The organism is Mycolicibacterium austroafricanum, from assembly GCF_902705885.1.
GTDB lineage: Bacteria > Actinomycetota > Actinomycetes > Mycobacteriales > Mycobacteriaceae > Mycobacterium > Mycobacterium vanbaalenii_A.
In genome coordinates this window covers 76,150-91,078 of the sequence record NZ_CACSIP010000009.1, presented here as the reverse complement: position 1 = coordinate 91,078, position 14,929 = coordinate 76,150, and the positions used below count along the sequence as shown (strand labels likewise).

At 67.6% G+C, this 14,929-nt stretch carries 14 protein-coding genes; 11 read left to right on the top strand and 3 right to left on the bottom strand.

Annotated elements, in window-relative coordinates:
- Positions 1 to 85: 85 nt before the first annotated feature.
- From BEMPMBAN_RS07650 to BEMPMBAN_RS07630, 5 genes are read left to right on the top strand one after another with little or no spacing between them, the layout of a single operon-like run.
- Entirely contained in the window at positions 86 to 715 is a 630-nt protein-coding gene (locus tag BEMPMBAN_RS07650) for a TetR/AcrR family transcriptional regulator (RefSeq protein ID WP_159229757.1), read from the top strand.
- A complete protein-coding gene (locus BEMPMBAN_RS07645; RefSeq protein WP_159229756.1) occupies positions 708 to 1,832 on the top strand; it encodes an alpha/beta hydrolase in 1,125 nt (374 codons plus the stop codon). Before BEMPMBAN_RS07650 ends, BEMPMBAN_RS07645 begins: the two co-directional genes overlap by 8 nt.
- Positions 1,811 to 2,776, top strand: a complete 966-nt coding sequence (locus BEMPMBAN_RS07640) for a 2-hydroxyacid dehydrogenase (RefSeq protein WP_200845909.1) — start codon at positions 1,811 to 1,813, stop codon at positions 2,774 to 2,776. Before BEMPMBAN_RS07645 ends, BEMPMBAN_RS07640 begins: the two co-directional genes overlap by 22 nt.
- Positions 2,777 to 2,834: 58 nt before the next feature.
- Entirely contained in the window at positions 2,835 to 5,024 is a 2,190-nt protein-coding gene (locus BEMPMBAN_RS07635) for an acyl-CoA dehydrogenase family protein (RefSeq protein WP_159229755.1), read from the top strand.
- A gap of 41 nt (positions 5,025 to 5,065) precedes the next feature.
- The gene (locus tag BEMPMBAN_RS07630; protein ID WP_159229754.1) at positions 5,066 to 5,395 is read left to right on the top strand and encodes a hypothetical protein; all 330 of its coding nucleotides are present in this window, start codon (positions 5,066 to 5,068) and stop codon (positions 5,393 to 5,395) included.
- A gap of 93 nt (positions 5,396 to 5,488) precedes the next feature.
- Here the strand turns inward: BEMPMBAN_RS07630 and fadD2 are convergent, their stop codons facing one another.
- Positions 5,489 to 7,183 carry a long-chain-fatty-acid--CoA ligase FadD2 gene (fadD2, locus tag BEMPMBAN_RS07625; RefSeq protein ID WP_159229753.1) on the bottom strand — a complete coding sequence of 565 codons (1,695 nt, stop codon included), beginning with the start codon at positions 7,181 to 7,183 and terminating at the stop codon, positions 5,489 to 5,491.
- A 55-nt stretch (positions 7,184 to 7,238) separates the two neighbouring features.
- Between fadD2 and BEMPMBAN_RS07620 the strand changes: the two genes are divergently transcribed.
- From BEMPMBAN_RS07620 to BEMPMBAN_RS07600, 5 genes are all read left to right on the top strand, one after another.
- Positions 7,239 to 8,477, top strand: coding sequence for a DNA polymerase domain-containing protein (locus BEMPMBAN_RS07620; RefSeq protein ID WP_159229752.1), 1,239 nt, complete (start codon positions 7,239 to 7,241; stop codon positions 8,475 to 8,477).
- Positions 8,478 to 8,630: 153 nt separating this feature from the next.
- Complete coding sequence (locus BEMPMBAN_RS07615; RefSeq protein WP_159229751.1) at positions 8,631 to 9,038, top strand: STAS domain-containing protein; 408 nt, start codon at positions 8,631 to 8,633, stop codon at positions 9,036 to 9,038.
- Positions 9,039 to 9,195: 157 nt separating this feature from the next.
- Positions 9,196 to 10,398 (top strand): acyl-CoA dehydrogenase family protein, encoded by a 1,203-nt coding sequence (locus tag BEMPMBAN_RS07610; RefSeq protein WP_159229750.1) that lies wholly within the window; start codon positions 9,196 to 9,198, stop codon positions 10,396 to 10,398.
- Positions 10,391 to 11,614 carry an acyl-CoA dehydrogenase family protein gene (locus BEMPMBAN_RS07605; protein ID WP_234897349.1) on the top strand — a complete coding sequence of 408 codons (1,224 nt, stop codon included), beginning with the start codon at positions 10,391 to 10,393 and terminating at the stop codon, positions 11,612 to 11,614. Before BEMPMBAN_RS07610 ends, BEMPMBAN_RS07605 begins: the two co-directional genes overlap by 8 nt.
- Positions 11,615 to 11,634: 20 nt before the next feature.
- Entirely contained in the window at positions 11,635 to 11,874 is a 240-nt protein-coding gene (locus BEMPMBAN_RS07600; RefSeq protein ID WP_159229748.1) for a hypothetical protein, read from the top strand.
- A gap of 4 nt (positions 11,875 to 11,878) precedes the next feature.
- Here the strand turns inward: BEMPMBAN_RS07600 and BEMPMBAN_RS07595 are convergent, their stop codons facing one another.
- Positions 11,879 to 13,495 carry a diflavin oxidoreductase gene (locus tag BEMPMBAN_RS07595; protein ID WP_159229747.1) on the bottom strand — a complete coding sequence of 539 codons (1,617 nt, stop codon included), beginning with the start codon at positions 13,493 to 13,495 and terminating at the stop codon, positions 11,879 to 11,881.
- Positions 13,496 to 13,576: 81 nt separating this feature from the next.
- Positions 13,577 to 14,203 (bottom strand): TetR/AcrR family transcriptional regulator, encoded by a 627-nt coding sequence (locus BEMPMBAN_RS07590; protein WP_234897348.1) that lies wholly within the window; start codon positions 14,201 to 14,203, stop codon positions 13,577 to 13,579.
- Between the two features lie 133 nt (positions 14,204 to 14,336).
- On the opposite strand from BEMPMBAN_RS07590, the gene BEMPMBAN_RS07585 reads away from it, so the two are divergent.
- Positions 14,337 to 14,915, top strand: a complete 579-nt coding sequence (locus tag BEMPMBAN_RS07585; protein ID WP_159229746.1) for a TetR family transcriptional regulator — start codon at positions 14,337 to 14,339, stop codon at positions 14,913 to 14,915.
- Positions 14,916 to 14,929 lie beyond the last annotated feature (14 nt).

Here is a 14,929-nt window from a genome sequence, read left to right as displayed (position 1 = left end):
GCACCTCCAGGGTACTGGCCACGGGCAGAAACTGAATCTAACATCAGATTCAGTTCGGCAACAACAACCGTGGGGAGCGAACCGGGTGAGCGTCAGTCCTCGCGAGCACCTGCCGACGGTGCGCGGTCGCCAGACTCAGGCCGCGATCGATGCCGCCGCCCGCACGGTCGTGGCGCGCAAGGGAATCCTGGCGACGACGATCGCGGACATCGCCGGCGAGGCGGGGCGGTCCACGGCGTCGTTCTACAACTACTACGACTCGAAGGAAGCGATGGTCCGGGAGTGGGCCGTGCGGTTCCGCGACGAAGCCCGTGAGCGTTCGATGGCCGCCGCGCAACCCGGGCTCAGCCACCGGGAGCGCTCTCACCAGGCGGCCGCGGCGCACTGGAACACCTACCGCAACCGGCTCGCGGAGATCATCAGCGTGTTCCAGATGGCGATGATCAGCGACGACTTCGCCGAGTATTGGAACGAGATCTGTTCGCTGCCGATCGGTTTGATCACCTCACTGGTCAAACAAGCACAGCAGCAAGGGTTTTGCGCGGGTAGTGACCCGCGTCTGATCGCCGTCGCGCTGGTGTCGATGCTCAACCAGTTCTGCTACACCCAACTGTCCGGCGCCCACGCCGATGTCGACGACGACGCCTGCATCAAGACGCTGACCGACATCTTCTACCGGACGATCTATCACCGGGAGGACGGAAGCCATGAGTAAATCGACACCAGGGGTCACCCGGGAGTTCGTCGGCCTGGACTCGACCACCGCGAGGCAGGCGGGCTCGGGTGGTCATCCGTGCCAGGGCCTCTACCACCGCGGCGTGGGCCGCAAGCCGAAGGTCGCGATGATCGCGTCGCACTACCAGATCGACTTCTCCGAGCATTATCTCGCCGAGTACATGGCCACCCGCGGCATCGGCTTCCTGGGCTGGAACACCAGGTTCCGCGGGTTCGAGAGCAGCTTCCTGCTCGACCACGCGCTGGTGGACATCGGTGTCGGGGTGCGCTGGCTTCGCGAGGCCCAGGGCATCGAAACAGTGATCCTGCTGGGCAATTCGGGGGGCGGGTCGTTGATGGCTGCCTACCAGGCCAACGCCACCGATCGGCACGTCACCCCGTTGGAGGGGATGAGGCCGGCCGCCGGGCTCGACGACCTCCCGCCCGCCGACGGTTACGTGGCCAGCGCGGCGCACCCCGGACGTCCCGATGTGCTGACCGCGTGGATGGACGCCGCGGTGGTCGACGAAAGTGACCCCATCGCAACGCAACCCGATCTTGATCTGTTCAACGAGGTCAACGGCCCGCCCTACGACCCGGATTTCGTGCAGCGCTACCGGGCGGCACAGGTCACCCGCAACGAAGCCATCACCGACTGGGCGGAGGCCGAGCTCATCCGGGTACGTGCCGCGGGGTTCTCCGACCGGCCGTTCACGGTGATGCGCACCTGGGCGGATCCACGGATGGTCGATCCCGCCCTGGAACCGACGAAACGACCCGCCAACATGTGTTACGCAGGAATACCGGTCAAGGCCAACAGATCGACGCACGGGATCGCCTCGGCCTGCACGCTGCGCAGCTGGATCGGGATGTGGAGTCTGCGCTACGCCCAGACCCGGGCAGAGCCGCACCTGGCCCGCATCGACTGTCCGGCATTGGTGATCAACGCCGATCAGGACACCGGCGTGTATCCGTCGGATGCGCAGCGCATCCACGACGCGCTGGGCAGCGAGGACAAGACACAGTGCGCCGTCGACACCGATCACTACTTCACCACCCCGGGCGCACGCAGCGAGAAGGCCGATACCATCGCCGGATGGATCGCGCGCCGCTGGTGAGAGTCCTGGCCCACTTCACCCCCGGCCCCAAGGTGCTGGAATTCCTTGAACCGCACTCTGATTGGCTCGATGTTCGGTTCTGCGCCGAAGAGGACGACGACACCTTCCATCGTGAGCTTCCCGACGCCGAGGTGATCTGGCACGTCCTGCGTCCGCTCTCGGGCGAGGACCTCGCCCGCGCACCGCGGCTGCGCCTGGTGCACAAGCTGGGTGCCGGGGTGAACACCATCGATGTCGACGTCGCGACGGCCCGTGGTGTCGCGGTGGCCAACATGCCCGGTGCCAACGCTGCGTCGGTCGCCGAGGGCGCGGTGTTGCTGATGCTGGCCACGTTGCGCCGGCTTCCCGAACTGGACAGGGCCACCCGTGCCGGTGCCGGCTGGCCCTCGGACCCGACCCTCGGTGAGACGGTGCGCGATATCGGCGGCTGCACCGTCGGGCTGGTCGGCTACGGCAACATCGCCAAACGTGTCGAGCGCATCATCGAGGCGATGGGCGGCGCCGTTGTGCACACCAGCACCGGTGACGACGGGCATCGGGGTTGGCGCAGTCTGCCCGACCTGTTGGATGTCAGCGACATCGTCTCGCTCCACCTGCCGCTGACACAGCGCACGGCCGGCCTCCTCGACCGCGACGCGTTGGCACGCATCAAACCGGGGGCGATCCTCGTCAACACCTCACGCGGCCCGATCGTCGACGAGGACGCGCTCGTCGACGCGCTGCGGACCGGACGCCTCGCCGGCGCCGGCCTGGACGTCTTCGCCATCGAGCCGGTGCCGGCGGACAGCCCACTGCTGGAGTTGAGCAACACCGTTCTGACCCCGCATGTGGCCTGGTACACCGCCGACACCATGCGCCGTTACCTGGAGTTCGCGGTGGACAACTGCGAACGCCTTCGTGACGGCCGGGACCTCACCAACTTGGTGAACCAGGTGGCGGGGTAACCTCGGACCCAACCAACCGGTTGGGGATCCGCCACGACGACGTGAAGAAGGTGCCGCCATGCCCATCGCGATCAATGAAGAGCACAACGACCTCGCGGATTCGGTCCGGTCCCTGGTGGCGCGTGTGGCGCCCTCCGAGGTATTGCACGAAGCGCTCGAGACTCCGATCCCGAATCCGCCGCCCTACTGGAAGGTCGCTGCCGAGCAGGGTTTGCAGGGTGTTCATCTCGCCGAATCGGTCGGTGGACAGGGGTTCGGCATCGTCGAGCTGGCCATCGTCGTCGCCGAGTTCGGCTACGGGGCGGTGCCCGGCCCGTTCGTGCCGTCGGCCATCGCCAGCGCGCTGATCGCCGCGCACGACCCCGACGCCGCCGTGCTCAACGACCTGGCGTCCGGGGACGTCATCGCCGCTTACGCGATCGACTCGGGGTTGACCGCAACGCGCCACGGAGACGGGCTGGTCATCCGCGGTGAGGTGCGCGCCGTGCCGGCCGCCGCGCAGGCTTCGGTGCTGGTGCTGCCGGTGGCGATCGAGTCGGGTGAGGAATGGGTGGTTCTCGACGCCGATCAGCTCGAGATCGAGCCGGTCGCCAGCGTGGACCCGTTGCGTCCGATCGCGCACGTGCGCGCCAACGCCGTCGAGCTGTCCGACGACCGGGTGCTGTCCAATCTCAGCCGCACCCTGGCCCGCGCACTGATGTCGACGCTGCTGTCCGCAGAGTGTGTCGGCGTCGCCCGGTGGGCCACCGACGAGGCGTCGGAGTACGCCAAGATCCGCGAGCAGTTCGGCAGGCCGATCGGACAGTTCCAGGCCATCAAGCACAAGTGCGCGGGGATGATCGCCGAGACCGAGCGCGCCACCAGCGCAGTCTGGGACGCGGCGCGGGCGATCGACGAGTACATCGGCGGAAATGCCGAGGCCTCCTACGAATTCGCCGCCGCAGTGGCCGCGACGCTGGCACCGGTCGCTGCTCAGCACTGCGCGCAGGACTGCATCCAGGTGCACGGCGGCATCGGCTTCACCTGGGAGCACGACGCAAACGTCTACTACCGGCGGGCGATCGTGCTGGCGGCGAGCTTCGGCCGCCACGCCGACTACCCGCAGCAGGTCGTCGACACCGCGACCTCGACGGGCATGCGGTCCATCAACATCGACCTGGATCCGGACACCCAGAAACTGCGTGACGAGATCCGCGCGGAAGTCGCTGCACTGAAGGCGATTCCGAAGGAAGAGCGAAACACCGCCATCGCCGAGGCCGGCTGGGTGCAGCCGCATCTGCCCAAGCCGTGGGGCCGGGCCGCCAACCCGGTCGAGCAGATCATCATCGCCCAGGAGTTCTCCACCGGCCGGGTCAAGCGGCCCCAGATGGGCATCGCCGCGTGGATCATCCCGTCGATCGTCGCGTACGGCACCCACGACCAGCAGCAGCAGTTCCTGCCGCCGACGTTCCGCGGCGAGATGATCTGGTGCCAGCTGTTCTCCGAGCCGGGGGCGGGGTCGGATCTGGCCAGCCTGACCACCAAGGCCACCAAGGTCGACGGCGGGTGGCGCATCACCGGCCAGAAGATCTGGACCACCGGTGCGCAGTACTCACAGTGGGGCGCGCTGCTGGCCCGCACCGACCCGTCGGCGCCCAAGCATCAGGGGATCACGTACTTCCTGCTCGACATGAAGGCCGAGGGCGTCGAGGTCAAGCCGCTGCGGGAGCTGACCGGCAACGCGATGTTCAACACCGTGTTCATCGACGACGTGTTCGTGCCCGACGACATGGTGCTGGGTGAGGTGAACCGCGGCTGGGAGGTCAGCCGCAACACGTTGACCAACGAGCGCGTCTCGATCGGCAGCAGTGAGCCACCGTTCCTGGCGAGCCTCGACCAGTTCGTCGAGTTCGTGCGCGACGGGCATTTCGACCAGATCGAGCAGAACGAGGCGGGCCGGCTGATCGCCGAGGGGCATGCCGCGAAGCTGCTCAACATGCGTTCGACACTGCTGACACTGGCCGGTGGCGATCCGATGCCGGCGGCCGCGATCTCGAAGCTGCTGTCGATGAAAACCGGTCAGGGCTACGCCGAGTTCGGGGTGTCCTCGTTCGGCACCGACGCGGCCATCGGCGACCAGGGTGAGGCGTCCGGCAAGTGGGCCGAGTACCTGCTGGCGGGCCGGGCGACCACGATTTACGGCGGTACGTCGGAGGTACAGCTGAACATCATCGCCGAGCGGCTTCTCGGGCTGCCTCGGGATCCGTAGCGACCGTGTTTCCCGCCGCCGGTACGGGGAACCCGATGGTGATGACCAGCGATCGGGATTTTGTCGAGAAGCGGTTCGACCGACCGGGCACCCTGCGACCGGCGGTGCTCTACGGGGCCGCCGTTATCGCCCTGGCGGGGATTGCCCTGGCGTTTTTTGCGTTCGTTGCCCGTGATTCGGTCTTCGCCGCGGCGCTGGTCCCGACGGTCCTGTTCCTCGGGGGCGTCGGGGCGCTCGTCCGGACCTACCGCGAGTGGAAAGGCGGCCGCGGCTGGACCGCCTGGCAGGGCGTCGGCTGGTTCCTGCTGCTGCTGATGCTGCTGACCCTGCCGATCCCGGGGTCGGCGTACATGGTCGGCGGCGTGCAGTAGCCGCCCCCGCCGCGCCGGAACTGTATTCCAGGCGCCAAAAACCGGGAAAAGCCCACGCGGAATACCGTTCCGGCGAGGAAACCCGCGAGGAAGCTAGTCGATCTCCATGTCTCGCAGCTCGCGCTTGAGGATCTTGCCGGTGGGGTTCCGCGGGAGTTGATCGATGAAGACCACCTCGCGGGGAACCTTGTAGCGGGCCAGGTTCTCCCGCACGTACGCCTTGATGGCGTCCTCGTCGATCGAGGCGCCCTCGGTCTTGACGACGAAGCAGCGCAGCCGGGCACCCCACTCCTTGTCCTCGACGCCGAGCGCGGTGGCCTCGACGACCTCGGGGTGGCCACTGACGAGGTCCTCGATCTCGGCGGGGAAGACGTTCTCTCCGCCGGAGACGATCATCTCGTCGTCGCGGCCGCTGACGAAGAGCAGGTCGTTGTCGTCGAAGTAGCCGACGTCGCCAGACGACAGCAGCCCGTCGATGATCTGCTTTCCGCCGCCGCCGGTGTAGCCCTCGAACGGGAAGAAGTTGCCCACGAAGATCCGGCCGACCTCACCCCGCGGGACTTCGTTGCCGTTGTCGTCGAGGATCTTGACCTTCATACCCTTGACCACCGGCCCGACAGTCGCCGGGTTCATCGAAAGGTCTTGGGGCCGTGCGATGCTCGCGTAGGCGACCTCAGTGGAGCCGTAGAGGTTGTAGATGACCGGGCCGAGATCCTTCAGCGCTCGGGTGGCAAGCTCCGCGCCGAGCTGCGAACCGGAGACGAACACGATGCGCAACGACGACAGGTCGGGTTTGGGTGCGGTCTTCTCGAGCTCGTCGAGCATCCGGGACAACATCACGGGGACCACCACGATCGCGGTCGCCTTGTGCTTCTCGATGTCGGCGAGCACGGTGGCCGGCTTGAACTTGCGGCGCAGCACCAGCGTCGAGCCCAGCATCATCGCGATCGTTGCGTGCAGGAAGCCCAGCGCATGGAACATCGGCGCCGGCAGCGACGTCACCTCCTTGGCCCTGAAGGGCACCGCCGACAACACCCCACCGATCGGCGCCAGCGACGGTGGCGCGCTGCGGTTGGCGCCCTTCGGGGTACCGGTGGTGCCGCTGGTCAGAATGATGATCGACGAGTGCTTGGCGGCCTTGGGCGGCGGCGCGGTGCTGGTGCGGGCGATCAACTGCTCGAGGGTGTCGTCGGTGCTGGCCGACGGTTCGTCCGGCTTGTCCGGGTTGACCCCCAGCGCGCGCAGCTTGCCGAGCTCGGGTTCGGACTGCGAGACCGCGGCGGTGTACTCGTCGTCGTAAATGACGATCTTGCCGCCTTCCCGCTCCGAGACCTCTTTGATCTGCGGGCCGGAGAACTCGCTGTTGAGCAGGATGATGCGGGCGCCGGCCTTCGCGGCGCCGTACACCGAGACGAGGAACCACCGGTGGTTACGGGCCAGGATCGCCACCCCGTCGCCGCCTCGGACCCCCTTGGCGATCAGCCCGTTGGCGACGGCGTTGGCGGCGTTGTCGAGTTCGGAGAACGTCATCTCGCCGAAGTCGTCGATCACCGCGACGCGGTGCGGGTGCCGGCGGGCGTTGAGCGCCGGGATCATCCCGAACTCACCCCACCGCCGGATGTCACCGACCAACGCGGCGATGTCCTGCGGTGCCTCCAGTTTCAGCGCACCCGCCTCGAACATCTTGCGGGCATAGTGCAGCTCTGCCGAGCCACGCTCTAGATACTTGCCGACGGACTGCTGGACCTGGGCGAGCGCCTGCACCGGAAGATCACTGAGCTTGGACATGGGCACAACTTTATGTGACCGCGCTCGCGGATCGACCGGATTCTACGATGAGACGGTGCCTGCTCCCCGCTACCTGGAGGTCGGTGGACAGCAGGTGCCCATCACCCATCCCGACAAGGTGGTGTTCGGCGACCTCGGGGTCACCAAACTCGACCTGATGCACTACTACACCGCGGTGGCCGACGGTGCTCTGCGTGGAGTGCGGGACCGCCCGATGATCCTCAAGCGGTTCGTCAAGGGCATCGAACAGGAGGCGGTCTTCCAGAAGCGCGCCCCGGAGAAGCGGCCCGATTTCGTCGACGTCGCCGAGCTGAAGTACGCGTCGGGGACCTCGGCCAAGGAAGCGGTGCTGCGCGACGCGGCGGGACTGGTCTGGGCGGTCAACCTCGGCTGTGTCGACCTCAACCCGCACCCGGTGCGCTCTGACGATCTCGATCATCCCGACGAACTGCGCGTCGACCTCGACCCGATGCCCGGCGTGAGCTGGCGACAGATTCTCGACGTGGCTTTCGTGGCGCGTGAGGTCCTCGAGGAGCACGGGCTGGTGGCCTGGCCCAAGACCTCGGGGTCGCGGGGCTTCCACATCTACGCGCGCATCCACCGGCGCTGGCCGTTCAAGTTCGTGCGACTGGCAGCCGAGACGGTGGCCCGCGAGGTGGAGCGCCGCGCACCGGAGTCGGCCACCGCGCGCTGGTGGAAGGAAGAACGCCACGGGGTTTTTGTCGACTTCAACCAGAACGCCAAGGATCGAACGGTCGCTTCCGCGTACTCGGTGCGCGCCACCCCGGACGCCCGGGTGTCGACGCCGCTGTTCTGGGACGAGGTCGCCGACTGCCGAGCAGAGTCCTTCACCGTCGCCACGGTGCCGCAACGCCTCGCAACACTCGGCGACCCGTGGGAGGGAATGGACGACGCGGCGGGCGGCCTGGAGTCACTGCTCGACCTCGCCGACCGCCTCGGGCCGGCCGAGAAGGCCCCGAAAGGAGCCCGCCGATCTGCCGACGGTCGCAGGCAGTCGGTCAAACCGTTGATCGAGATCGCCCGGACCAAGACCAGAGACGAGGCGATGGCCGCGCTGCAGCGGTGGCGCGAGAAGTATCCGGACGCCGCCGAAAAGCTGGAACCCACAGACGTCCTCGTCGACGGTATGCGCGGGCCGAGTTCGATCTGGTACCGCATCCGGATCAACCTCGAGCACGTTGCCGAGGGCGCCAGGCCACCACAGGAGGCACTGCTGGCCGATTACGACCCCTGGGCGGGTTACCACGGTTCCCAGCAGCAGCGCAGAGGTTGACGCCAAGTTACCGACGAGTTTGCTGACTCGGACGAATCCAGTTCTTAGCGAAGTATTAGTAGTTACTCCCCGCCGCCTTAGATTGGCTCACTACGTTCGTTGTTGTAACGCCCACTGGCGGCTGATGTCAGCACACGATCGAGGGAGGCTGCAATGTACGGCAATCCGACGTTCGACTGCAACGGCGCCGAGATTCGGGCGCACTGCCGCCAGCTGGCGACGGTGGTGACCATCAAGGGTCGCCTCGACGATCTCAACACCGATCGCGCCACCCGCTACACCCGTCGGTTCATCCTCGCGGAGAAGCCCTTCGTGCTGGACCTCAGCGGCCTCACTTCGATTAGTCACGAAGCCATTTCACTGCTGTTCACCGTCGACGACGTCTGCGCCGCCGCCGGCGTCGAGTGGTCTCTGGTCGCCAGCCGCTCGGTCGAGCAGGTACTGCGTGAGTGCGACATCGAGTTCACCGCGGCCGGTTCTGTTCCGGAAGCGCTCAACCACTTCGCCGATGCCATGGTGGCGCGGCGCCAACTACTCCCACTTCTCACAAAGACCGCGTAAAGGATCATTGTGCTCATTGATGTTCGCTGGCTCCGGTACCTCCTCCATTCTCGCCACAAGTCGGAAGCGGAGCGCCTCGCGCTGACCGCGCACTGATCGTTCGCCCGAGACCACCGAGTTGCCCATCGGCTGACTCGCCACGCTCTACTGTGCTCATATGAGTGCCGAGGATGCCGACCGGGTGACCGAGTCCGCGCACCGAGTGGTGGCGGAGCACGATCCGCGCTCGGTGCCCATTCCGCAGTTCCTCGGGGCCTGCTTCGACGCAGGTCTGTCGTGGGTGCACTTTCCCGAAGGGTTCGGCGGCCTGGGCGTGTCCCGTGGTCTGCAGGCCGTCGCCGACCGCATCTTGCAGAACGCCGGCGGCCCGGTGCCGTTGTCACTCAACCCGATGGGCTACGGGATGGCCGCCCCGACAGTGCGCGAGCACGCCCAGACCGACGAGGTCCGCAGGCAGCTGCTGCGGCCGTTGGCGACCACCGAGGACATCTGGTGTCAGCTGTTCTCCGAGCCGGGCGCGGGGTCCGACCTCGCCGGTCTGGCGACTTCGGCGGTCCGAGACGGCGAGAACTGGATCGTCAACGGGCAGAAGGTGTGGACCAGCCTGGCACACCGGGCGCGGTGGGGGCTGCTGCTGGCCCGCACCGATCCGAACGTGCCCAAGCATCGTGGCCTGACCTACTTCGTCCTCGACATGCACGCGGACGGCGTCGAAACCCGTCCGCTGCGGCAGTTGACCGGACACGCGGAGTTCAACGAGGTCTACATCACCGATGCGCGGATCCCCGACACACATCGGCTGGGCGCGGTCGGCGACGGCTGGCGGGTGGCCATGACCACGTTGATGAACGAACGCAGCGCGCTGGGCGCCAGCGGTAGCAGGCGCGGTGCGGGCACCATCGGCGATGCCGTTGCGTTGTGGGCGTCGCGGCCGGACCTGCACACCCCCGTGTTGTCCGACCGTCTCACCTCGCTGTGGCTGCGGGCCGAAGCTCAGCGACTGACCTCGGAGCGGTCCAGGGCGACCGCGACCGTCGGCGGCCCCGGGCCGGAGGGGTCGATCGGCAAACTGGTCGGCGCCGAGCTCAACCAGCACATCTACGAGTTCTGCATGGACCTGCTGGGGCCGGAGGGGATCCTCTACGACGGCTATGGGACGCCGGGCAGCGACGGTGAGGCCCGGGATGTGGACGATTGGCGCGGCCCGATTCAGCAGAGGTTCCTGCGCAGCCGCGCGAACACCATCGAGGGCGGCACCTCCGAAGTGATGAGAAACATTCTCGCCGAACGGGTTCTGGGGCTACCCGGGGATTTGAGGGCGGATGCGGGGATGGCGTGGAAGGAGATCCCGCGTGGCTGAGGAGCTTGCGGATCAGCCCGACAGGACAGCTGAGGAGCTTGCGGATCAGCCCGACAGGACAGCTGAGGAGTTCACGTTCACCGACGAGCAGAACCAGCTGCGCGCAGGGGTGCGCGCATTCTGCGCCGAGTACCTCGACGAGGCGGCGGTGCGCGCGTCGATGACGGCGGATCCGCCGTTCGACCCCAAGGTGTGGAAGCGTCTGGGATCCGAGCTGGGCGTGCTCGGCCTGGCGGTGCCCGAACCCGTCGGCGGCGCGGGTGGCACGCTGGTCGATCAGGCTGTCGCGGTCGAGGAGCTGGGCGCCGCACTGGCGTGCGGACCGCTTTTCGGCACGGTGTATCTCGCGATCCCGGCGCTGGTCGCGGCGTCTGCGGACGGTGATCTGTTGGCGCCGCTGCTCGACGGTGTCCGTACCGCTGCGCTGGCCGCCGGTGACGTGGCCGGCGAGTTCGACGCCGCGGCGGTCACCGTCGCCGCCGCCCAGGCCGGCGGACGCTGGGCCTTGACCGGCACCGTCTCCCAGGTCGTCGATGCGGGTGCCGCCGACATGCTGCTGGTAGCGGCAAAAGGCCCCGACGGTGTCGGTCTGTACGCGGTGGATGCGGACCAGTCTGCAGTGCAACGTATTTCGTTGGCCACCTTGGACCTGACCCGGCCCCAGGCCACCGTGGAACTGCGCGAGGCCACCGGCCTGCTCATCGCCGGTCCTGACGAGGCCGACCGGGTGATCACCCAGGCGCTGCGGGTCGGCGCGGCGTTGTTGGCCGTCGAACAGGTGGGCGCGGCACAGCATCTATTGGACCTGTCCGTCGACTACGCGAAGAACCGCCTGCAGTTCGGCAGGCCGATCGGGTCGTTCCAGGCGGTCAAACACCGACTCGCGGACGATCTCGTCGCACTCGAGCACGCCAGATCAACCGCCTACCACGCGATCTGGGCGTTGAACGACGGCTCCGACGATCCGGCGTTGGCGGTCAGCATCGCGCAGGCCACATGTTCGGCAGCGCTCGTTCGGGTGGCCACCGACACGATCCAGGTGCACGGCGGTATCGGCTTCACCTGGGAACACCAGGCGCACCTGTACTACAAGCGTGCCTACGCCGACGCTGCGCTGTTGGGCACCGCCGAGCAGCACCGGGCCCGTGTGGGCGCGATGGTGCTCGACGCCCCCGCCAAGGACGCTCCGCGCGTCGCCACCGGAATGCCACTGTGACTGTGGGCTGGGAGGACAAAGTGAGACAACCGATCGCGCGTTTCGCCGTCGCGAGTGTCGTGGCCGCGGCCGCCGTCGCACTGCCCATGGCGGCAGCGGTGCGGCCTGCCCCTGCGTCGTCGATCGCGCAGTGCCCGCCCGGGGAGACCGGCGTGATCTACGGGTGCGCGCCGTTCTGTCTCCCCGGCAAGTACCTCAGCCCGGTCAACGGGCTGTGCATGCCGCTACCGCCTCCCCCGCCGCCCCCTCCGCGGGTGTAGCGCCTCAGTACACGTCGCGCAGGTAGCGACGTTGCGTGATGAGGTCGTTGACGTACGCGTGCGCACCGGCATCGTCCACACCGGCTGCGACGGTGACCACCTCGTGCAGGGCGCGGTGGACGTCGCGGGCCATCCGGTCGGCGTCGCCGCAGACGTAGATGTGCGCGCCATCCTGCAACCAGGAGTACAGCTCACTGGCGTGGGCCAGCATGTGGTGCTGCACATAGTCTTTGGTGCCGTCGGCGCGGTCCCGGGAGAACGCGGTGTCCAAGCGGGTGAGCACACCCGCGTCGAGGAAGCCGCCGAGTTCGTCTTCGTAGAGGTAGTCGGTTGCGCGGCGCCGGCCTCCGAAGAACAGCCAGGACCTGCCCGTCGCTCCGGTGGCCTCCCGCTCCTGCAGGAACGCCCGGAACGGAGCGATGCCCGTGCCCGGACCCACCATGACGATCGGCGCGTCGGGGGCAGGCAGCCGGAATCCGTCGTTGGGCGCCAGATGGATTCGGACAGTGTCGGCGCCACCGGCGAGAAACCCGGAGGCGGCTCCGTCGCGGAGTCGGCCCTGCAGTTCGTAGTGCACTGCTGCGACGGTCAGGTGGATGCGGCCGGGTGCCACCAGCGGACTCGACGCGATCGAATAGTCCCGATGCTGCAGGGGCCGTAGCGTCTCGACGAACTCATCGACGCTCACGTCGGCGAGTTCGAGCAGGTCGACTACGTCGCGGCCGTAGAGCCAGTCCGCCAGTGCCGCGGAATCCCGGCTGCCCAGAATCGCCCTTGCGCGGACGTCGCGGGCCCGGGAAGCCACCAGGGTCTGCAGCGCGCCGGACGGTGTGCGGATCTCGAGGTGCTCGGTCAGCAGCGCTCCCAACGGCACCTCCCGGCCGGCCGGGAGGTGGTCGGCGCTCACGCCGAGCCGGTGCAGGATCGCATCGACAAGCGCGGGGTGGTTGACCGGGTGCACCCCCAGCGAGTCCCCGGCCTGGTAGGTGATGCCACTGTCTTCGAGGTCGATCTCGTAGTGGTGCACCGACCTGTCCGACTGTGGGCCGGTCAGTTCGCGAGCGACCATCACCCGCGCCGGGAACGGATTCTTCCGATGCCAGCGCGAATCGTGCTGCGCCACAACGCCCGGTGCGCTGTGCGGCGTGGGCGCCGCGGCGGTCGCCTTTGAGAGGAGCTCGATCACCTGTGCGGTCCAGGCGTCAGCCGGTTCCTCGAACTCGAGGTCGCAGTCGACCCGGTCCGCCAGCCGCTGCGCGCCGAGTTCCTCCAGCCGGGCGTCGATGATCTTGCCGGCATTGCAGAAGTACGGATAGAAGCTGTCGCCCAGACCGAGGACGGCAAAGGTGAGGTGATCCAGGCGCGGGGCGTCCGCGGAGCTCAGCGACTCCCAGAACACCTCCGCGTCGTAGGGCACCTCGCCGTCGCCGTACGTCGCGGTGATGACCAGGAAGTGCGATACCCGGTTGAGGTGGTCCAAGGTGAGGTCGTTGAGGTACTGCGGTTCGACGTCCACGCCGGCATCCTTGGCGGCCTGGGCGAATTTCTTGGCGACCATCGCCGCGTTCCCGGTTTCGGTGGCGAAGCCCAGGACCAGCTCAAAGGCAAGATCGTCAGCCATCGTTGGCCGCCCTCCAGACAAGTTAGTGCGCCCTTAGTTAGGGCGACCTTACTGTCCGTCGGCGCTTCTGTGCGGGCTCCGTCAGGTGTTCTCCGCGGCCACCCCGAGGATGACAGCGCGGATCTGCCGCGCGATGTGCTCACCTGTTGCCGGTTCGGTCGCTCCGTTGGCGAACCCGAACACCATGCCGCTGAGGAACGTCAGCAACACCGCGGCCTGCTCGGCAACCAACGGGCTATCCGGTGGCTCCCGGTCGGGCTGGATGGCGACGACGACGCGCTCGGCCAGCGACCGGTAGCTCTCGAGGACCTCCTGGAACCCTGCCGCCAGATCTTCGTCGCGCTTGGACAGCATCGTCAACTCCAGCCGCGCGCGGGTTCGCGACAGATTCGGCTCGGTGCGAATCCGCATCATCTGCCCGGCCAGCATCGACAGGATGGCGTCGCCGCCGTCGGTCGGTTCATCCTTGAAGGCCTCGGCGAAAGCCACGACGTCGTAGCCGACGATCTGGTCTGCGACACCGTGCAGCAGCGCCGAGCGGGTGCGGTAGTAGAACGAGGTGGTCCCGTCGGGAACGCCCGCGCGACGGTCCACTTTGAGGTGGCTCAGGCCGCGGGCGCCGTCCTCGGCGAGCAGCGCTATGGCGGCGTCGCACAACTGACGGCGCCGCTCGGCGGGGTTCGGCTTTCGTCTGGTCTCTACATGCACAACTGTAGTGCGGCGATCCCTGGCGCCGGAACTGCGTTCCAGCAGCGAAATGTTGCGTGGACGCCTGCTGGAATACCGTTCCGGCCACCGCAGGGCCACCCCGCGACGGACCGATTGCTGCCACAATCTACGCGTGGACGCCAGCGAAGAACCCGGCCTCCGGGAGCGCAAGAAGACGCGCACTCGGGACACGGTGCGTCGGGAAGCGTTCCGCCTTTTCCAGCTGAACGGCTACGCACAGACCACGATCGACCAGATCGCCGAGGCCGCCGACGTCTCGCCCAGGACGTTCTTCCGCTACTTCCCGTCCAAAGAGACGGTGCTGATCTCCGATGAGTTCACCGACCCCATCATCGAGGCCTTCCTTGCCGCCCCCGCGGAGTTGTCCCCGGTTGCGGCGTGCCGCCACGCGGTCGGCAAGGTCTTCAGCACGATGGCCGGGGAGCAGTACGACTACGCGATCGCCCGGCAGCGCCTGATGTACACCCTGCCCGAGGCCAAGGGCGCGTTGTACGACGAGTACATCCGCACCATCAGGCTGCTCACCGAGGCATGCGCCAAACGACTCGGCCTCGCCGAGGACGACCATCGGATGCGCGTCGCGGCCGGCGCGATCGTCGGGGTGATGATGGCCACCGCGGACGACGCCCCGATGTCGGGTGCGGCCATTCTCGAGGCGCTGGATATCCTCGAGGGCGGACTGCCGCAGTAGCCGAGCGTGCCCGC